The organism is Achromobacter sp. ACM03 (genome assembly GCF_014851665.1).
Classification (GTDB): Bacteria; Pseudomonadota; Gammaproteobacteria; order Burkholderiales; family Burkholderiaceae_B; genus Achromobacter; species Achromobacter aegrifaciens.
Genome location: NZ_JACVAD010000002.1, coordinates 1,202,487 through 1,219,321, shown reverse-complemented (window position 1 = coordinate 1,219,321; position 16,835 = coordinate 1,202,487). Strand labels below are relative to the sequence as shown.

Below are 16,835 nucleotides of genomic sequence, written 5' to 3'. Positions count from 1 at the left end.
GGACGGATTCCTCCCTACAGGCCTGCCCCATGCTCTATGCCGCGCTCAAATTCATCCACCTGATGGCCGTGATCCTCTGGGTCGGGGGCATGCTGTTCGCGCACTGTTTCCTGCGGCCGGCGGCCGCGCAACTGGAACCGCCGGTCCGGCTGCGGCTGATGGCGTCGGTGCTGGGGCCATTCCTGAATGCCGTGCTGGCGGCCATCGTGCTGATCCTGTTTTCGGGCGCGCTCATGATCGGCCAGGAAGCGAGCCAGGCCGCGCAGACGGGCGGCTCCTTCTTCATGCCGCGCAGCTGGACCCTCATGGCCTCGGGCGGCCTGGTCATGACGGCCATCTACGCCTACATCCGCTTCGTGCTCTACCCGCAGTTGCGAGCGGCGGTCGCCGCATCCGACTGGCCCCAGGGCGGCCAGGCCATGGGCGGCATACGCCGCTGGGTCGGCATCAACCTGCTGCTGGGCATCGCCATCGTGGCCATCGTCTTTTTTGCGTAGGCGGATATCAGCCGGCGCCCGCCAGCTATCGGGCATGCGCAGGCTGGTATCGGAATTCTTTTGCTTGGTGCAATACGCATTACATCCGCGCTGGCCACACTGCGGATGACTCTCGCGGGCCTACACAAACAAAAGGAATCTCCATGATCAAGCGTGTCTTCCAGCTGGCCGCCCTCGGCCTGTTCGTATCCGCCTCGGCCGCGCATGCCGCCGCCCCCATCGACAACAGCGCCCTGGACCAGACCGGGTTTCGAGAACACAAGGCAACTTATGGCGTGGTCTACCGTCTGCCACAGGACGTCAACGCCATCCTGGACGCCAAGATCAATGGCACGCTGAAAGCCGACCTGCTCAAGCTGGGCCTTAAGACCGAGGCCGAAACGCCCAACATGCCGCACGTGACGGTGGTGCACATCCACAGCGCCGACCCGCAAACGCCCGCCCGCATGCTCAAGGCCCTGCCCAAGCCGCCGGCCCCGCTGCAGGTCACGCTGAAGAACTTCTATCCCACCGAAGCCGCCAAGGGCGCGGGCCATCCGTGGTGGCTGGACCTGGGCGTGGTCAAGAGCGGCCAGGGCTTCGAGGACATGATGCGCTACAACACCGTCACCACCGCCGCCCTGGCGCCGCTGCGCGACGGCCCCTTGCCGCGCGTCACCGGCCCGGTCTACGCCAAGATGGGCGACGCCGGGAAAGACCTGGTCAAGACCATGGGCGTGAGCGGCGTGAACATCATGCAGGACGGCAAGGAAGTGCGCGCGCACAATCCGCACACCACCCTGGTCTACAGCATGGCGATGTACGACACGCGCCTGCAGGACGCCATGAAGCAGGAGTCCGACAAGTTCAACGCCGTGCTGCCGGACGGCATCAACACCACCTTCAAGGACGTGTCCATCGTCGAGATCGGCTTCGCCGGCAACGTGGTGCGCGAGATCTACCGCGTCAGCCTGGAAGACGGCTCGGCCATCGACGTGGCGACTGGCAAGAAGGTCGGTTCCTAAGCCGCACTGGCTGCGGGAGCGTCCACGCGTTCCCGCAGCACCTCGCGGATCTGCCCGCGCAGCCAGGCCTGCAACGGCGACGTATGCAGGCGCCGCGGCCACACCATCACCAGTTCGATCTTGCGCAGGCTGGCAGGCAGTTCCAGCGTCGCCAGCGGGAAATGCCGGCCATGCACCTGCGCCACGCTGGCCGGCATGGTGGTGGCGTAATCAGTGTCCAGCAGCACATAGGGCGTGATGCCGAAGCCGGACAGGTAGGCCGAAAATTCCAGCCGGCTGGCATCCGGCTTAAGCGCGCGGTCGAAGTTGGTTTCCCGGCCATACATGTGCGCGAAGGCGAACCACTTGATGGACGGCAGATCCGCCAGCGCCAGCGCGCGCTTGCCTGCCCAGGGATGCCGCGCCGACACCACGCACACGCGCCGGTCCTTCAGCAGCGTATCCCGATGAAAACGCGCCGGCACCTTGCCGAACAGGCCGATGGCCATGTCCAACCGCTCCGCGTCCAGATCGTCCGGCACGAAGTCTCCGTGCACCGACTGGAAGCGCAGTGTGATGCCTGGCGCGGCGCGGTGCAGACGTTCGATCAGCGGCGCTGCCAGCAGGATCTCGCTATGCGCGCCGGTGCCGATATTGACCACGCCGCTGGCCTTGGCCGGGTCGAAAGCCTCGGCCGGACGCAGCGCCGCTTCGATCTGCGCCAGCGCGTCATGCACCGCCGAATGCAGTTCCAGCGCCCGCTCCGTCGGAATGAATCGGCCCTTCACCACCACCAGCAAGGGATCTTCCAGCCGGCGGCGCAGGCGCGCCAGGTCACGGCTGATGGCGGGCTGCGTCTTATGCAGCAGGGCTGAACTGGCGGTGGCGCTGCGAGTGCGCATCAGGACGTCGAACGTCAGCAGCAGGTTCATGTCCAGCCGGCGCAGATAGGGCAGGGATTGGGCGTCGCTCATGCCGCCCATACTATGCCTGAAATGCATGCATTGAAAATTCCATACCGTTTTCGACATATACAGCTTGCGCAGCCAGCATTGGGCAAGGCGGTCAGCCTTGGCTACAGTCCGCGGCAGATCGGGGCCTTCCGCACCCGACCCGACTTTCCGGAGACTGCCGCAATGATCCCCCTGGGCCCCACCGCCGCGCGCTGGCGCGCTTCCCCCCGCCGCTGGATGGCGGCCGCGCTCACCGGAGCTGCGCTGCTACTGGGCGCCGCACAGCCGGCCGCTGCGGCGGGCTTTCCCGAACGTCCCGTGACGCTGGTGGTGCCCTTCCCCGCCGGCGGCACGCCCGACATCCTGGCCCGCATCCTCAGCGACAGCCTGGCCAAGCGTCTGGGCCAGCCTCTGATCGTGGAAAACCGCGCCGGCGCCGGCGGCAATATCGGCGCGCAGGCGGTGGCGCGCGCCGCGCCCGACGGCTACACATTGCTGATGTGCGCCTTCGGCTGCACGGTCGCGCCCTCGCTCTACCAGCCCGCTCCCTACGACATCGTCAAGGACTTCGCGCCCGTCGCCATGGTCGGGACGGTGCCCAGCGTGCTGGTCGTCAATCCCAAGGTGCCAGCGCAGACCGTGGCCGAGCTGCTGGCCTACGCCCGCGCCCATCCGGGCAAGCTGAACTCGGCCTCGTCGGGCGTGGGCGGCTCGGCCCACCTGGCCACCGAATTGCTGAAGCTGCGCACCGGCATCGATGTGGCGCACATTCCCTACAAGGGCGCCGGGCAGGTCGCGGCCGACCTGCTGGGCGGCCAGGTCGACATGTATTTCGACAACCTGCCGGCTTCGCTGGCGAACATCCGCGCGGGCAAGCTGCGGGCGCTGGCCGTGGCCAGCGCCAAGCGCGCGCCGGCCATTCCAGACGTGCCGACCTTCGCCGAAGCCGGCGTGGCCGATTTCCTGATCACGCCCTGGTTCGGCATCATGGCGCCGGCCGGCACGCCGGACGCCACGCTGGCCGCGCTGCACCAAGCCTTCAACGACGCCTTGCAGGCGCCGGAGGTCGCCGCCAAGATGCGCGAATTGGGCGTGGAGACTGCCGCCGGGCCGCGCCAGGCGCTGGGCGACTTTGTGGTGGCCGAGACCGCGCGCTGGAAAGACGTGATCCAGGCCAACCGCATCCGGGCCGAATGATGACGGACGAACCCGGCCGCGACGCATCGGACGCGCTCGCGCCGATCCGGCTGCGCGACATGGGCGCCTTCCACGTGGGCGGACGCGAGGTCAGCCTGTCGGGCCTGCCGCGGCGCGAGGTGGTGATGGCCGAAGGCGGCCAGCCCGTCGCGCTGGACCCCAACGGCACCTACCGCGTCGAGCAGATGTATGCGCAGTACTTCCTGGCCGAGCCGGCCAGTGGCCGCCCGCCGCTGGCCTTCTGGCATGGCGGCGGCATGACCGGCGCGGCGTGGGAGACCACGCCCGATGGCCGCCAGGGCTGGCTCCATGCCTTCCTGCGCCGCGGCTGGGACGCCTATCTGTGCGATGCCGTGGAACGCGGCCGCTCAGGCTACGCGCCGGTCCCCGAGATCTGGACGGAAGGGCCCATCGTGCAGGCGCAGGAAGACTGCTACACGCGCTTTCGCATCGGCCGCCCGGGCACGCGCCCCGGCCCCGGCAGCGCCTATGGCAACACGCAGTTCCCGGTGCAAGCCTTCGGCGAGCTGGCCGCGCAGATGGTGCCGCGCTGGGTGCATACCGACGCCGCCGTCCTGCGCGGCTATCTGGCCTTGCTGGAGCGGGTCGGCCGCATGATCGTCATCTGCCATTCGCAGGCGGGCGTATTCGGCATCCGCGCGGCCGCCGCCCGGCCCGATCTGGTGCGCGCCGTGGTGGCGCTGGAGCCGGCCAGCATCCCGCAACTGGACGCCGGCTACCGCACGCCCACGCTGGTCCTCATGGGCGACAACATGGACACGGACCCGCGCTGGCCGCGCATGCGCGAGCGGGTGCGCGATTTCGCGCGGCGGCATCCCTGCGTCACCTTGCTGTCGCTGCCCGAGCTGGGCATCGCCGGCAATTCGCACATGCTGATGATGGACCGCAACAGCCTGGACCTGGCCGCGCGCGTGCACGAGTGGCTGATGGCCCTGCCGCCGGCCTGAAATCCCGTTGCGGACGGAGCCCCGCCTGCTGACATTTCGTGGCAGCATTATGGATCCTCCATCCCCGCCCGCCCCCATGTCCCGCACCGAACGCCTCCTGGGCCTGATGCAGACCTTGCGCTGCCATCGCCGCCCCGTCAGCGGCCGCCAACTGGCCGCCGACCTCGGCGTCAGCATACGCACGCTCTACCGCGACATCGCCACCCTGCAATCGCAGGGCGCCGAGATCGAGGGCGAACCGGGCGTGGGCTACGTGCTGCGGCCCGGTTTCATGCTGCCGCCGCTGATGTTCAGCACCGAGGAGATCGAGGCGCTGGTGCTGGGCACGCGCTGGGTCGCGGACCGGGCCGACCCGCGCCTGGCGCAGGCGGCGAGCAACGCGCTGGCCAAGATCGGCGCGGTGCTGCCGGCGGAAATGCGCGACGGGCTGGATGCGATACCGCTGCTGGTCGGGCCCAGCGCGATGCAGGTGGTGGACCGCGTGGACCTGTCGCTGATCCGCCACGCCATACGCTGCGAACAGAAGATCGACATCACGTACCGCGACGACAAGGGCGCCGATTCCGCGCGGGTGATCTGGCCGTTCGCGCTGGGGTTTTTCGACAGCGTGCGCATCGTCATGGCCTGGTGCGAACTGCGCCAGGACTTCCGCCATTTCCGCACCGATCGCATCGCCACGCTGACGCCCGGTGAGCGTTATCCCAAGCGCCGCCATGCGCTGCTGAAGGAGTGGCGCGCGATCGACCGATCGCCCAAGCAATGCGGATGAAAATGCAGATAAAAGCTACTGCCAAAAACTGACAGTACCCCTGTCTAAGATGAGCGCGTCTACCACCCGGAGCGCATCATGTCAGACACCAATTTCGTGATTTTCTACGTCGAAAAGCCCGCCGCCAGCGCCGCATTCTACAGCGCCCTGCTGCAGCGTCCGCCCCTCGAAAGCTCCCCCACCTTCGCACTGTTCAGGCTGGATTCCGGCCTGATGCTGGGCCTGTGGTCGCGCTATACCGTGGAGCCGGCCGCTGCCGGCCGCGGCGGCGCGACCGAACTCGCCTTTACCGTTTCGGACGCGCAGGCGCTGGACCGCCGCCACCTGGACTGGAGCCTGCGCGGCCTGCCCATCCTGCAAGCGCCCACCGATATGGATTTCGGTCGCACCTTCGTGGCGCTGGATCCCGACGGCCACCGGCTGCGCGTGTTCGCGCCGGCGCCGCAGGAACAGGCTGCGCAGCAGCCTGCGCCCGCCTTGGCCAGCGCCTGAAGCCCGGCCATGAAATACGGGCCTGAGGCTTGCGCCTCAGGCCCGCGTCTGAACCGGGCGCAGCTATGTCAGGAACGCTGGCCGCGCGGGGTCAGCGCAACGGCTTCGCCGCGCCGACGGAACAGCAGCTGATAAAGCACGGCCAGCACCAGCAGGAAAGGCACACCGAACACCAGCGTCATCTTGAAGACGCTGGTGAAGTAGGTGGTGGCCAGGATCGCCAGCATCGCGCCCGCGCCCAGCAGGGTCAGCACCGGAAAGCCCGGCATGCGGAACGACAATTTACCGCCCCCTTCGCGCGCCCAGCGGCGGCGGAAGCAGTAGTGGGTGACGAAGATCATCATCCACGTAAACAGCGCGCCGAACATCGAAATCGCCATCATCAGCGTGAACGAGGTCTCGGGGTACAGCACGTTCAGCACCGCGGCGATGGCAATGCCGCTGGTCGACAGCAGCAGCGCGTTCAGCGGCGTGCCGCTGCGCGTCAGCTTGCCGAACGCGGACGGCGCATGGCCGGCGCGCGACAGGCTGAACATCATGCGCGTGGTGATGTAAAGCTGGCTGTTCATGGCCGACAGCGCCGCCACCAGCACGATGAAGTTGATGACGCCCGCCGCCCCCGGAATCTCCAGCGCCTGCATCACCTTGACGAAGGGACTGCCGCCCTTGCCGGCCTCGTCCCAGGGCACGATGGCCAGGATCAGCGCCAGCGTCAGCAGGTAGAACACCACCAGCCGGACGATGGTGGCGCGGAACGCCTGCTTGACCGCGCGTTCGGGGTCTTCGGCCTCGCCCGCGGCCACCGCAATCATCTCCACGCTGAGGTAGCTGAAGATCGAAATGACCACGGCGATCCACATGCCCCAGACGCCGTTCGGGAAGAACCCGCCGTGCGAGGTGTACAGGGCGGTGCCGTACTGCGGATTGCCCCAGACCACGTAGGCGCCCAGGATGATGAAGGCGACGATGGCGGTGATCTTGATCGTGGAGAACCAGTATTCGACCGTGCCGAAAGTCTTGACGCTCATGGCGTTGATGAAGATCAGCACGGCCGAGAACAGGCAGACCCACTGCCAGCCGGGCACGTCCGGAAACCAGAACTTCATGTACTCGGCCACGGCGGTAACTTCGGTGCCTACCGCCAGCACCACGCAGGACCAGTACGCGTAGCGCACCAGAAACCCCGCCAGCGGGCCGACGTAGTGCTCGGCATAGGCGCCGAAGGAACCCGAGGTGGAATGCGCCACCGTCATTTCCGCCAGGCAGCCCATCAGCAGCAGCGTGATCAGGCCGCCGATGGCGTAGCTGATGATCACGCTGGGTCCGGCAAAGCCGATGGCGAACTTGCTGCCCAGGAACAGGCCCGTGCCGATGGCGCCGCCGATGGCGATCATGCTCATCTGCCCCGACGTCAGCCGCCGCTTCAGGCCCTGCTCGCGTTCGGCGATCTGGCCGAATCCTTTTTGTTGTTGCATTGTCTCCTCCAGGTCCTGCGCTCTCTTTGTGGATGTAGGGCCGGTTTGGCCCGCGCAATGGGGTTGTGTTGCGGCGCTCAGGTCACGGCGGCGCGGTGCTTGAATTCCGGCTTGTCCCAGGAACGCGTGTCCAGCACGTCCTTCAGGATATCCACGGCATCCCAGACGTCGGCGTAGCCGAAGTACAGCGGCGTCAGGCCGAAGCGCAGAACCTCGGGTTCGCGATAGTCGCCGATCACGCCGCGCGCGATCAGGGCCTGCATCACTTCGAAGCCGTTGGGGTGGCGGAAACTGACATGGCTGCCGCGGTCGGCGTGCTTGCGCGGCGTCACCAGCGTGAGCGGATGGCCGGCGCAACGCTCTTCGACCAGCGCGATGAACAGGTCGCCCAGCGCCAGGGATTTCTTGCGCACCTCGGCCATGTCGGCGGCGTGCGCCACGTCCAGGCCGCATTCCACCAGCGACAGCGACACGATGGGCTGGGTGCCGCACAGGTAGCGGCGCACGCCGCCGGCCGGCTCGTAGGCCACGGTCATATCGAATGGCCGCGTGTGGCCCCACCAGCCGGACAGCGGCTGCCAGAAGTCCTTGGTGTGGCGCGGCGCCACCCAGATGAAGGCGGGCGAACCGGGGCCGCCGTTCAGGTACTTATAGGTGCAGCCCACGGCGAAGTCGGCGTCGGCGCCGTTCAGGTCCACCGGCACCGCGCCCGCGGCGTGCGCCAGGTCCCAGATCGCCAGCGCGCCGCGCTCGTGCGCCAGCGCGGTCACGGCGGCCATGTCGTGCATCTGGCCGCTGCGGTAATTCACGTGCGACAGCAGCATCACCGCCACGGACTCGTCCAGCGCCTTTTCCAGCGGCAGTTCATCGTCGATCAGGCGCATTTCATAGCCCTGCTGCAGCAGGTCGATCATGCCCTGGATCATGTAGAGATCGGTGGGGAAGTTGTCGCGTTCGGACAGGATGACGCGGCGCTTGGGGTGCTGGTGCTGCTGGATGCGCAGGGCGGCGGCCAGCGCCTTGAAGATGTTCAGCGAGGTCGTGTCGGTCACGACCAGTTCGCCTTCGCGCGCGCCCAGCAGGCGGCCCAGCTTGTCGCCCAGGCGGGTGGGCAGTTCGAACCAGCCCGCGGTATTCCAGCTGCGGATCAGGCCCGCGCCCCATTCCTGGCCGATCACGGCGGCGGCACGGCCGGCGGCCTCCTTGGGCAGCACGCCCAGGGAATTGCCGTCCATGTAGAGGACGCCGGGCGGCAGGTCGAAACGGTCCTTCAGGGGCGCCAGGGGGTCCTGGCGATCGGCATTTACGCAGGCTTCACGGGTGTTCATTTTGTGCTCCGGGGGGCTATATTCTGGATACATACTATCAGCGCGATCAGGCTGATAAATTGCAAATTCAGGCGCGGATTACCCTAGGTTTCCGCATTGAATTGCACATAATCAACTTTTTTGGAATTTGATTGCACCATGCAGATCGACGCCATAGACCAGCGAATTCTTTACCGGCTGCAAGAGAACGGCCACCTCAGCAACCAGGACCTGGCCGAGCAGGTGGCGCTGTCGCCCTCGGCCTGCCTGCGGCGGGTGCGCGCGCTGGAAGAAAGCGGACTGATCCGCAACTATCGCGCCGTGCTGGACGCCGAAAAACTGGGTTTCGAGCTGGAGGCCATCGTCCACGTGTCGCTGGACCAGTCGCGTCCGGGCTGGCATGAAGAATTCCTGGCCGGCATCGCCCTGCATGACGAGATCACCGAGGCAAGCATCGTGACTGGCGCCTCCAACTACATCCTGACGGTGTGCACGCGCAACCTGAAGGCGTTCTCGCAGTTCGTCGAAGACAAGCTCAGCAAGATCCCGGGCGTGCGGAACCTGTCCTCGCATATCGTCATGCGCAAAGTGAAGAACCGCGGCGGCATGCTGCCGCTGGCAAGCTGGCGCTAGCGGCCCGCTGAAGCCCCGCTCAGGCCGGGCTCAGCCGCAGGAAGCCGAACACCGTCACGAAGTGGCAGGCGGTGCCGCCCATGACGAACAGGTGCCAGATGCCATGGGCATGCGGCCAGCGCTGGTCGTTGGCGTAGAACAGCGTGCCGGCGGTGTAGACCGCCGCGCCCGCCAGCAGCCAGGCCAGTCCGGCCGCGGACAAGGCGCCCGCGATCGGCGCGGCGAACATCACGCCCAGCCAGCCCATCGCCAGATACAACGGCAGGGCCGGCGCCGCGCCGCGCGCCCACCACAGCTCGCGGCTGATGCCCACCGCCGCCAACAGCCAGATCGCCACGCCCATGGCCGCGCCCCAGCCGTGCTCCACCGGCCCGTAGGCCAGCGGCGTGTAGGTGCCGGCGATAAGCAGGTAGATCGCGCAATGGTCGGCCTTGGCCCACCAGGCCTTGCGGCGGCCGCGCGAGCAATGGAACAGCACCGACGAGGCATAGACGGCGATCATCGAAGCGGCGAACACGGCGCAGGCGATGACCTGCCGCGTATCCACCTTGAGTTCCGCGGCGCGGGCGATCAGGGCGCTCGATGCGGCCACCGCCAGCGCCAGGCCGGCCAGGTGCGTCGCGCCGTTGAATCGTTCGCCCTTGTACATGCACGCCCTCCGCCAGCCGGCCACGCGCCGGCGCCATCCATGATGGCGCCCTTGTGTGACAGGCCGAGGTCAGGCCACGCGGCCATCAGGAAACGAAGTCCACCGCCGCCGGATAGCCCTCCAGCGCGCGCGCCGACAGGATGGCGCGCTGCACCGCGATCGCCATCGCCTCGGCCGCCATCACGCCCAGCAGCATGACGTTGCCTGGCTTGCCGGACGTGCCCGTGCCCAGCGCAAAGATGGTGTCGCCATCCAGCATGGTGTGGATGGGATTGATGGTGCGTGCCAGGCCATCGTGCGCCATGCCGGCGATCTTCTGCGCCTGCGCCTTGGTGAGCTTGGCGTCGGTGGCGACCAGTCCTATGGTGGTGGCGGTGCCCGGGCGCATGGACTTGGGCAGATCGCCCGCCAGGATCGCCGCGCGGGTATCCAGCAACATCTTGCCGTCGGCAGTGCGCGCGCCAGCCAGGACGCGCCCGGTGGCCGGGTCCACCACGTCGCCCACCGCATTGACCGCGACGATGGCGCCCACCGTCACGCCCGCCACGGTCAGCGAGGCGCTGCCGATGCCGCCCTTCATGGCGCGCTTGGGACCGTACAGCTTGCCCACCGTCGCGCCCGCCCCCGCGCCCACGTTGCCTTCCTGTGGCGCGGCGTCCGTGGCCGACTTGCAGGCCTGGTAGCCCGCGGCCGCGTCAGGCCGGATCGAGGCGTCGCCCACGCCCAGGTCGAACAGGATGGCCGAAGGCACGATGGGCACGTGCGCCACGCCCACGTCGAAGCCGATCTTCTTTTCCTCCAGATAGCGCATGACGCCCGAGGCCGCATCCAGGCCGAAGGCGCTGCCGCCGGACAGCACCACGGCATGCACTTTCTCCACCATGTTGACGGGATTGAGCAGGTCGGTCTCGCGCGTGCCCGGCGCCGCGCCGCGCACGTCGACCCCGGCGGTCGCGCCAGCCTCGGCGATGATGACCGTACAGCCCGTGGGCCGGCGCGTATCGGTGTAGTGCCCCACCCGCAAGCCCGCCACCTGCGTGATGCTGCCGCTGCCCGGCATCAGCCGCGTACCGTCCGCGGCCTGGGCAGGCATTGCACTTGCTGCTGCCGCGCCGGCGGCCGCCATCATGAAAGCCCGCCTGTTCCATTGCTGTTCCACACCGATCTCCACTGAAGTCCTGCCTGGATGGACCCCGGCGGCACGCGCCGGAGCGAGGGTATCGCCATATGACTTGCCGCTATATTTTTACTATTCCTTATGCTTTGTGGAAAAATAGACGCGTTGTTAGAGTGCGGCTACGCCGGAGGGCATTGCAGGCACGGATGCTCTCCACCCGAGATATCTGCCATCCGTGGAGCACCGCCATGAAACTCTTCCGTACGCTGTTCGTCGCCGGCCTCGTCCAGGTCGCCGCGTTGTCCGCGGCCCATGCCCAATCCGGACTGGACCAGATCAAATCCGCCGGCGTGTTCAAGATCGGCACCGAAGGCACCTACGCCCCCTTCACTTTCCATGACGCATCCGGCCAGCTTACCGGGTTTGACGTGGACATCGGCCGCGCCATCGCCGAACGCCTGGGCGTCAAGGCGCAATTCGTCGAAGGCAAATGGGACGGCCTGATCGCCGGCCTGGACGCCAAGCGCTACGACGCGGTGATCAACCAGGTCGGCATCACCGACGCGCGCCGCGCCAAGTACGACTTCTCGGATCCCTACATCTCGTCGGCCGCCGTGCTGATCGTGCGCGACGACAACACCAGCATCAAATCCTTCGACGACCTGAAGGGCAAGAAATCCGCCAACACGCTGACCAGCAACTTCGGCAAGCTGGCGCAACAGCATGGCGCGGAAGTGATTGCTGTGCAGGGCTTCAACGAAGCCATCGACCTGCTGACCTCGGGCCGCGTCGAAGCCACGGTGAACGACAACCTGTCGTTCCTGGACTTCAAGAAGCAGAAGCCCAATGCCAAGGTGAAGATTGCCGCCACGGACAAGACCGCCGAGTTCAGCAATTCGGGCGTGCTGATCCGCAAGGGCAACCCCGAGCTGCAGGCCGCTATCAACAAGGCGCTGGCCGACATCAAGGCGGACGGCACCTACAAGACCATCTCGGTCAAGTATTTCGGCACGGACCTGTCGGCGCAATAAGCGAGCGGAGCGCACATGACGCTACCCCCCTGGCTGCAATCCGTCCTGCCCGACTGGCTGCTGGCGCAACTTGGCAATTGGGCGGTGCCGGCCTGGGTGCAGCTGATGCTGGACTCGTTCTGGCCGCTGCTGCACGCGGGGCTGATGTTCACGGTTCCGCTGACGCTGATGTCGTTCGCGCTGGGCCTGGCGCTGGCCTTCGTGGTCGCGCTGATCAGGCTGTTCGGTCCGGCGCCGCTGGTGGCCGTGGTGCGTTTCTACGTCTGGCTGATCCGCGGCACGCCGCTGCTGGTGCAGCTGTTCGTGATCTTCTACGGCCTGCCCAGTGTCGGCATCGTGCTGGATCCGCTGCCGGCCGCGCTCATCGGCTTCACTCTCAACGTGGGCGCGTACAACTCGGAAGTGATCCGCGGCGCCATCGAGTCCATCACCAAGGGCCAGTGGGAAGCGGCGTACTCGCTGAGCATGACGCGGGCGCAGGCGCTGCGCCGGACCATCCTGCCGCAAGCGGCGCGGGTGGCGGTGCCGCCCCTGTCCAATTCCTTCATCGCGCTGGTCAAGGACACTTCGCTGGCGGCGGTGCTGACCGTGCCCGAGATATTCCAGGCGGCGCAGCGCATTGCCGCCGTGACCTATGAACCGCTGATCCTGTACACCGAGGCGGCGCTGATCTACCTGGTGTTCAGTTCCGTCCTGTCCGCCGCGCAGGTGCGCCTGGAACGGCGCTTCGGCCAGCACGCGGTCTTTACCGAGAAAAACCGATGATCCGCCTGGAAAAGATAGAAAAGGCGTTCGGCGGCAATCCCGTGCTCAAGCAGGTGGACGTGAGCATCGCCGAAGGCAGCGTCACCGCCCTGATCGGCCCGTCCGGCAGCGGCAAGAGCACCTTGCTGCGCTGCGTGAACCTGCTGGAAGTGCCGGACCGCGGCACGCTGGAGATCGGCCCGGAAACGGTGCATTTCGAACCCGGCCACAAGCTCTCGCGCGATCAGGTCCAGCGCGTGCGCAAGCAGACCGGCATGGTGTTCCAGAACTTCCAGCTGTTCCCGCATCAGACCGTGATCGGCAATGTCATGGAAGGCCTGCTGACCGTGCAGAAGTGGCCGCAGGACCGCGCGCGCGCCCGCGCCGAGGAACTGCTGCGCAAGGTCGGCATGCTGGAAAAGCGCGACGCCTGGCCCGCCAACCTGTCGGGCGGACAGCAGCAGCGCGTGGCCATCGCCCGCGCGCTGGCGCCCGCGCCGCGCGTGCTGCTGTGCGACGAACCGACCTCGGCGCTGGATCCGGGCCTGGCCGCCGAAGTGGTGGACGTGCTGCGCCAGCTCGCCGCCGAAGGCATGACCATGCTGATGGCCACCCACGACCTGCGGCTGGCGGCCAGCGTGTCGCGCGAGGTGGTATTTCTGCTGGACGGCACGGTGGTCGAATCCGGCGATTCGCGCACGCTGTTCAGCCAGCCGGCCGACCCGCGCACGGCGGCGTTCATCTCGACGTTGACGCAGGAAGCCGCGCTGTAGATCAGGCTACTTCGGCGGCAGAGACCCCGCCGGATCGACCGCCTGGCCGTCATAGCGCAGCTCGAAATACAGCCCGACCTGCTTGCTGTCGCTATTGCCCATTTCAGCGATCTTCTGTCCCTGGCTGACGCGCTGCCCTTCCTTGACCAGCAGCTTGCTGTTGTGGGCGTAGATGCTCAGGAAGCTGGCGTTGTGCTTGACGATGACCAGGTGGCCATAGCCGCGCAGGCCGCTGCCGGAATAGGCCACCGTGCCCGGTGCCGCGGCCACCACCGGCGTGCCGGAGGAATTGCTGATGACGATGCCGTTGGAACCCGATCCGTCGTAGCCGCGCGTGACCTTGCCCTGGGCGGGCCAGACCAGCGAGATTGCGCCCGGCGGCGCGGTGCGGCGCTTGGCGGTCGAGGTCGACGACTTGGGCGAAGGCGCAGGCTTGCCGCGCGCCTTGCTGGGCGCGGTGGACGTGCTGGCCTGCCCGGCCGGCGGCTCGACCCGCAGCAATTGTCCGACTTCGATGGAATTGGAATTCGACAGCTTGTTCCAGCGCACCAGATTGCTCACGCTGGTGCCCTGCTTGCGCGCGATCTGGGTCAGCGTGTCGCCCGATTGCACGCGGTAGTAGCCGGGCTGGACCTTGGTGGTGCCGCAGGCGGACAGCAGGGCCAGCAGCGCCACGGCCAGCACGCACATCCACAGGCGGAAGGACGGCCTGCCCTGGCGGACGACGGCGGGCAACGTGGGAAGAGGCAGGGTCTGGGCGGACGAGGAAAGCACTGAAACCTGGGGCACTGAGTGGGATGTCGGGGATTTGAGTGCGTTCAAGGGTACCAAGATTTTGGCGCGCCATGGGCGCTGGCGTCAGATGCTTGCGCCCGTCGCGCGGGATAGAATGCCGCCATGACCCGCCTGATCCGCCTCCAGCACCTCGGCAGCGCCGCACGCGCGCGGGGCGTGCTGTGGCTGGCGCTTCTGGCCCTGGCGCTGCGCGCGCTGGTGCCGGCGGGCTACATGCCCGACGCCCGGGCGCTGCACGACGGCCGGCTTGAAGTCACGTTCTGCTCGGCCGCCGGCGATGTCTCGACGCTGGCGCTGGCGTTGTCGCCCGAAGACAAGGGCAAGGCCGGCCACGACACCGCCGATGCCGGTGCGCTCTGCCCCTTCGGCCTGCTGGCGCACGTGGCGCCCGCACCCGCCCCCGCGCTCACTCCCCTGCTGCTGGCCGCTGGCCGGCACGCACTGCCCGCGCCCGCCAGCGCCACCCCGCCCGCGCCCGCCGCCGCGGGTCCGCCGCTGGGTTCGCGCGCCCCGCCACGCCTCGTCTGACTCCGCCACAACGCGCGGCTCCGCCGCGCCCCTGGACGAACCGTCAAGCGACGAGGTTTTCATGCATTCCCCCCTTCTGCGCGCGCCCGCCGGCGCGGCGCGCTCCCATGCGCCCGATCCGCGGCGCCGCCTGCTGCTGTCCTCTTTCGCCCTGCTGGCCCTGGCAGGCTGCGGCCCCGATGCGCCCAAGCTGCACGGCATGGATCTTTCTGGCATGCCGTCCGGCGACTTCCAGCTGCAGGACACCGAGGGCCGCGAACGCAAGCTGGCCGACTACGCCGGCCAGCCGATCATGCTGTTCTTCGGCTTCACGCAATGCCCGGACATCTGCCCCACGGCGCTCACCCGCGCCGTCGAGATCAAGAGCCTGCTGGGCGCGGACGCCAAGAAGCTGCGCGTCCTTTTCATCACCGTCGATCCTGAGCGAGACACGCCGGAAATCCTGCGCGCCTATACCCAGGCCTTCGACCCGGACTTCGTCGGCCTGCGCGGCGATGCCGAACAGACGCGCGCCGCCGCACAGTCATTCAAGGTCTTCTACCAGAAGGTCGCCACCGGTTCGTCCTACACCATGGACCACACCGCGCTGACCTACGTCATCGACGCCAGCGGCAAGCTGCGCATCGCCCTGCGCCATCAGCAAAGCGCGCAGGAATGCGTGGACGACCTGCGCACCGTGCTCTGACCTGAATCCATATATAGAGAGGCAACCCTCATGAAAAACACCGCGATCAAATCCCTGGCGGCCGCCGCCTTGGCCTTCTGCGCCCTGGCCGGCGCCAGCCCCGCCGCATTGGCCCAGGACGCCGCCCTGAAGGTGGACGACGCCTGGGTGCGCTCCACCGTGCCCAGCCAGCACGCCACCGGCGTCTTCATGCGCCTGACCTCCGTCTCCGGCGGCCGCCTGGTCGGCGTGGAATCGCAGGCGGCCAAACACGTGGAAATCCATGAAATGGCGATGCAGGACAACGTCATGAAGATGCGCCAGGTACCGGGCATCGCCCTGCCCGCGGGCCAGGCCGTGGAGCTCAAGCCCGGTGGCTATCACGTGATGCTGATCGACCTGGCCGGCCAGATCTCGCCCGGCGAGCACGTCGCCCTGACGCTCATCGTCGAGGATGCCGACAAACGCCAGCGGCGCGTGCCGGTGGACGCGGTGGCGCGTCCGCTGAACGCGGCAGCCGCCCCGGCCGCCGGCCACGGCCACTGAGCCCGCGGCGTCCCCATGAAAGTGGCTTGACAGCTGTGCTGCACGCCTGAAACAGCTTCCTTGCAACAAGGCCGTCCTGCGTGCAACGCCGCGCCGCGCGCCGGGTCGAATTGGAAAAGGCCCGGCGCGCGCCATCGCGGCGCGCCGGGCCAGGCTTTCCCGCATCCAGGAATCGCCCGCGGACAGCATCGCGGGCGTAGGCGCGGCCCGCAACGGCCGCAAGCTTTGATTGCCAGGAGCGTTTCATGAAGACCCTCAGCAAGACCTTATTGCTATGCGCCGGCATTGCAGCCGCCGGGGCCGTCCAGGCCCAGACCACGCAGTACACCCACGACCTCTATGGCGACTGGCGCGTCACCTATGCCGCCCCCGCCGCCAAGACGGCGGACCAGGTCAGCGCCGAACTGGCCCAGGCCAAGGCCAACGGCCAGTACACGTTCGGCGACGAGGACTATCCCCCCCCCGTCATGTCGCACCAGTCTGAAACCCGCGCCCAGGTTGAACAGGAGTTGCAGCAGGCGCAGATCCAGGGGCAGATGGCATCCGACCAGGAAGACTACCCTCCTCCCGCGATGGCCCACAGCGGCACCTCTGACATCCATTAATACAGAGGCTGCAACCGCGGCGGATCCGGGCGTCGCGCCCAAATATCAGGGACACACCAATTCCCCGCCGACCGGCGGCGGCGCCTGATTCGCCATACAATGCCTGCAC

The 16,835-nt window shown here is 67.6% G+C and carries 20 protein-coding genes; 14 read left to right on the top strand and 6 right to left on the bottom strand.

The window, feature by feature from the left end:
• Positions 1-29: 29 nt before the first annotated feature.
• Both IB257_RS13820 and IB257_RS13815 read left to right on the top strand, forming a co-directional pair.
• Complete coding sequence (locus IB257_RS13820; protein WP_054451642.1) at positions 30-497, top strand: CopD family protein; 468 nt, start codon at positions 30-32, stop codon at positions 495-497.
• A 143-nt stretch (positions 498-640) separates the two neighbouring features.
• Complete coding sequence (locus tag IB257_RS13815; protein WP_192492435.1) at positions 641-1,501, top strand: hypothetical protein; 861 nt, start codon at positions 641-643, stop codon at positions 1,499-1,501.
• Here IB257_RS13815 and IB257_RS13810 read toward each other — a convergent pair.
• Positions 1,498-2,454 (bottom strand): LysR family transcriptional regulator, encoded by a 957-nt coding sequence (locus IB257_RS13810; RefSeq protein WP_054452252.1) that lies wholly within the window; start codon positions 2,452-2,454, stop codon positions 1,498-1,500. The two genes, IB257_RS13815 and IB257_RS13810, sit on opposite strands and share 4 nt — an antisense overlap.
• A 162-nt stretch (positions 2,455-2,616) precedes the next feature.
• Here IB257_RS13810 and IB257_RS13805 point away from each other — a divergent pair, with 162 nt between their 5' ends.
• The 4 genes from IB257_RS13805 (at position 2,617) to IB257_RS13790 (ending at position 5,859) form a co-directional block, all read left to right on the top strand.
• Positions 2,617-3,630, top strand: a complete 1,014-nt coding sequence (locus tag IB257_RS13805) for a tripartite tricarboxylate transporter substrate binding protein (protein ID WP_192492434.1) — start codon at positions 2,617-2,619, stop codon at positions 3,628-3,630.
• Positions 3,627-4,598, top strand: a complete 972-nt coding sequence (locus IB257_RS13800) for a hypothetical protein (RefSeq protein WP_192492433.1) — start codon at positions 3,627-3,629, stop codon at positions 4,596-4,598. The genes IB257_RS13805 and IB257_RS13800 overlap by 4 nt, the downstream gene beginning before the upstream one ends.
• A gap of 76 nt (positions 4,599-4,674) precedes the next feature.
• Positions 4,675-5,367: a YafY family protein gene (locus IB257_RS13795; RefSeq protein ID WP_054451644.1), complete on the top strand. Its 693-nt coding sequence runs from the start codon at positions 4,675-4,677 to the stop codon at positions 5,365-5,367.
• A gap of 78 nt (positions 5,368-5,445) precedes the next feature.
• The gene (locus IB257_RS13790) at positions 5,446-5,859 is read left to right on the top strand and encodes a VOC family protein (RefSeq protein ID WP_054451645.1); all 414 of its coding nucleotides are present in this window, start codon (positions 5,446-5,448) and stop codon (positions 5,857-5,859) included.
• 68 nt (positions 5,860-5,927) lie between these two features.
• Here the strand turns inward: IB257_RS13790 and IB257_RS13785 are convergent, their stop codons facing one another.
• Together IB257_RS13785 and kynU are read right to left on the bottom strand one after the other, a co-directional pair.
• Positions 5,928-7,334 carry an amino acid permease gene (locus IB257_RS13785; protein WP_054451646.1) on the bottom strand — a complete coding sequence of 469 codons (1,407 nt, stop codon included), beginning with the start codon at positions 7,332-7,334 and terminating at the stop codon, positions 5,928-5,930.
• A 77-nt stretch (positions 7,335-7,411) separates the two neighbouring features.
• On the bottom strand, positions 7,412-8,662 hold the full coding sequence (gene kynU / locus IB257_RS13780; protein ID WP_054451647.1) for a kynureninase: 1,251 nt from the start codon (positions 8,660-8,662) through the stop codon (positions 7,412-7,414).
• A gap of 138 nt (positions 8,663-8,800) precedes the next feature.
• On the opposite strand from kynU, the gene IB257_RS13775 reads away from it, so the two are divergent.
• Positions 8,801-9,274: an Lrp/AsnC family transcriptional regulator gene (locus IB257_RS13775; RefSeq protein WP_054452258.1), complete on the top strand. Its 474-nt coding sequence runs from the start codon at positions 8,801-8,803 to the stop codon at positions 9,272-9,274.
• Positions 9,275-9,293: 19 nt separating this feature from the next.
• On the opposite strand, the gene IB257_RS13770 is transcribed toward IB257_RS13775, so the two are convergent.
• Entirely contained in the window at positions 9,294-9,923 is a 630-nt protein-coding gene (locus IB257_RS13770; protein WP_192492432.1) for a hemolysin III family protein, read from the bottom strand.
• A gap of 85 nt (positions 9,924-10,008) precedes the next feature.
• The gene (locus IB257_RS13765; RefSeq protein WP_217472147.1) at positions 10,009-11,094 is read right to left on the bottom strand and encodes a P1 family peptidase; all 1,086 of its coding nucleotides are present in this window, start codon (positions 11,092-11,094) and stop codon (positions 10,009-10,011) included.
• A gap of 194 nt (positions 11,095-11,288) precedes the next feature.
• On the opposite strand from IB257_RS13765, the gene IB257_RS13760 reads away from it, so the two are divergent.
• From IB257_RS13760 to IB257_RS13750, 3 genes are all read left to right on the top strand, one after another.
• On the top strand, positions 11,289-12,071 hold the full coding sequence (locus IB257_RS13760) for an amino acid ABC transporter substrate-binding protein (RefSeq protein ID WP_013395870.1): 783 nt from the start codon (positions 11,289-11,291) through the stop codon (positions 12,069-12,071).
• Between the two features lie 84 nt (positions 12,072-12,155).
• Positions 12,156-12,836 (top strand): ABC transporter permease subunit, encoded by a 681-nt coding sequence (locus IB257_RS13755; RefSeq protein WP_054452260.1) that lies wholly within the window; start codon positions 12,156-12,158, stop codon positions 12,834-12,836.
• Positions 12,833-13,588: an amino acid ABC transporter ATP-binding protein gene (locus tag IB257_RS13750; RefSeq protein ID WP_054451650.1), complete on the top strand. Its 756-nt coding sequence runs from the start codon at positions 12,833-12,835 to the stop codon at positions 13,586-13,588. Before IB257_RS13755 ends, IB257_RS13750 begins: the two co-directional genes overlap by 4 nt.
• 6 nt (positions 13,589-13,594) lie before the next feature.
• Here the strand turns inward: IB257_RS13750 and IB257_RS13745 are convergent, their stop codons facing one another.
• Complete coding sequence (locus IB257_RS13745; protein WP_054451651.1) at positions 13,595-14,278, bottom strand: murein hydrolase activator EnvC; 684 nt, start codon at positions 14,276-14,278, stop codon at positions 13,595-13,597.
• A 207-nt stretch (positions 14,279-14,485) separates the two neighbouring features.
• Between IB257_RS13745 and IB257_RS13740 the strand changes: the two genes are divergently transcribed.
• The 4 genes from IB257_RS13740 to IB257_RS13725 all read left to right on the top strand — a co-directional run bounded on the left by IB257_RS13740 (position 14,486) and on the right by IB257_RS13725 (position 16,726).
• Entirely contained in the window at positions 14,486-14,911 is a 426-nt protein-coding gene (locus IB257_RS13740; protein WP_175212497.1) for a DUF2946 family protein, read from the top strand.
• 61 nt (positions 14,912-14,972) lie between these two features.
• A complete protein-coding gene (locus tag IB257_RS13735) occupies positions 14,973-15,596 on the top strand; it encodes an SCO family protein (protein WP_054451653.1) in 624 nt (207 codons plus the stop codon).
• A gap of 30 nt (positions 15,597-15,626) precedes the next feature.
• The gene (locus IB257_RS13730; RefSeq protein ID WP_054451654.1) at positions 15,627-16,121 is read left to right on the top strand and encodes a copper chaperone PCu(A)C; all 495 of its coding nucleotides are present in this window, start codon (positions 15,627-15,629) and stop codon (positions 16,119-16,121) included.
• A 245-nt stretch (positions 16,122-16,366) separates the two neighbouring features.
• A complete protein-coding gene (locus IB257_RS13725; RefSeq protein ID WP_054451655.1) occupies positions 16,367-16,726 on the top strand; it encodes a DUF4148 domain-containing protein in 360 nt (119 codons plus the stop codon).
• Positions 16,727-16,835: the final 109 nt, after the last annotated feature.

What these genes read in the sequence shown, in the direction of transcription:
- IB257_RS13820 (WP_054451642.1), top strand. Translation starts at nt 30, where the DNA reads ATGCTCTATGCCGCGCTCAAATTCATCCACCTGATGGCCGTGATCCTC.
- IB257_RS13815 (WP_192492435.1), top strand. Translation starts at nt 641, where the DNA reads ATGATCAAGCGTGTCTTCCAGCTGGCCGCCCTCGGCCTGTTCGTATCC.
- IB257_RS13810 (WP_054452252.1), bottom strand. Translation starts at nt 2,454, where the DNA reads ATGAGCGACGCCCAATCCCTGCCCTATCTGCGCCGGCTGGACATGAAC.
- IB257_RS13805 (WP_192492434.1), top strand. Translation starts at nt 2,617, where the DNA reads ATGATCCCCCTGGGCCCCACCGCCGCGCGCTGGCGCGCTTCCCCCCGC.
- IB257_RS13800 (WP_192492433.1), top strand. Translation starts at nt 3,627, where the DNA reads ATGATGACGGACGAACCCGGCCGCGACGCATCGGACGCGCTCGCGCCG.
- IB257_RS13795 (WP_054451644.1), top strand. Translation starts at nt 4,675, where the DNA reads ATGTCCCGCACCGAACGCCTCCTGGGCCTGATGCAGACCTTGCGCTGC.
- IB257_RS13790 (WP_054451645.1), top strand. Translation starts at nt 5,446, where the DNA reads ATGTCAGACACCAATTTCGTGATTTTCTACGTCGAAAAGCCCGCCGCC.
- IB257_RS13785 (WP_054451646.1), bottom strand. Translation starts at nt 7,334, where the DNA reads ATGCAACAACAAAAAGGATTCGGCCAGATCGCCGAACGCGAGCAGGGC.
- kynU (WP_054451647.1), bottom strand. Translation starts at nt 8,662, where the DNA reads ATGAACACCCGTGAAGCCTGCGTAAATGCCGATCGCCAGGACCCCCTG.
- IB257_RS13775 (WP_054452258.1), top strand. Translation starts at nt 8,801, where the DNA reads ATGCAGATCGACGCCATAGACCAGCGAATTCTTTACCGGCTGCAAGAG.
- IB257_RS13770 (WP_192492432.1), bottom strand. Translation starts at nt 9,923, where the DNA reads ATGTACAAGGGCGAACGATTCAACGGCGCGACGCACCTGGCCGGCCTG.
- IB257_RS13760 (WP_013395870.1), top strand. Translation starts at nt 11,289, where the DNA reads ATGAAACTCTTCCGTACGCTGTTCGTCGCCGGCCTCGTCCAGGTCGCC.
- IB257_RS13750 (WP_054451650.1), top strand. Translation starts at nt 12,833, where the DNA reads ATGATCCGCCTGGAAAAGATAGAAAAGGCGTTCGGCGGCAATCCCGTG.
- IB257_RS13745 (WP_054451651.1), bottom strand. Translation starts at nt 14,278, where the DNA reads ATGTGCGTGCTGGCCGTGGCGCTGCTGGCCCTGCTGTCCGCCTGCGGC.
- IB257_RS13740 (WP_175212497.1), top strand. Translation starts at nt 14,486, where the DNA reads ATGACCCGCCTGATCCGCCTCCAGCACCTCGGCAGCGCCGCACGCGCG.
- IB257_RS13735 (WP_054451653.1), top strand. Translation starts at nt 14,973, where the DNA reads ATGCATTCCCCCCTTCTGCGCGCGCCCGCCGGCGCGGCGCGCTCCCAT.
- IB257_RS13730 (WP_054451654.1), top strand. Translation starts at nt 15,627, where the DNA reads ATGAAAAACACCGCGATCAAATCCCTGGCGGCCGCCGCCTTGGCCTTC.
- IB257_RS13725 (WP_054451655.1), top strand. Translation starts at nt 16,367, where the DNA reads ATGAAGACCCTCAGCAAGACCTTATTGCTATGCGCCGGCATTGCAGCC.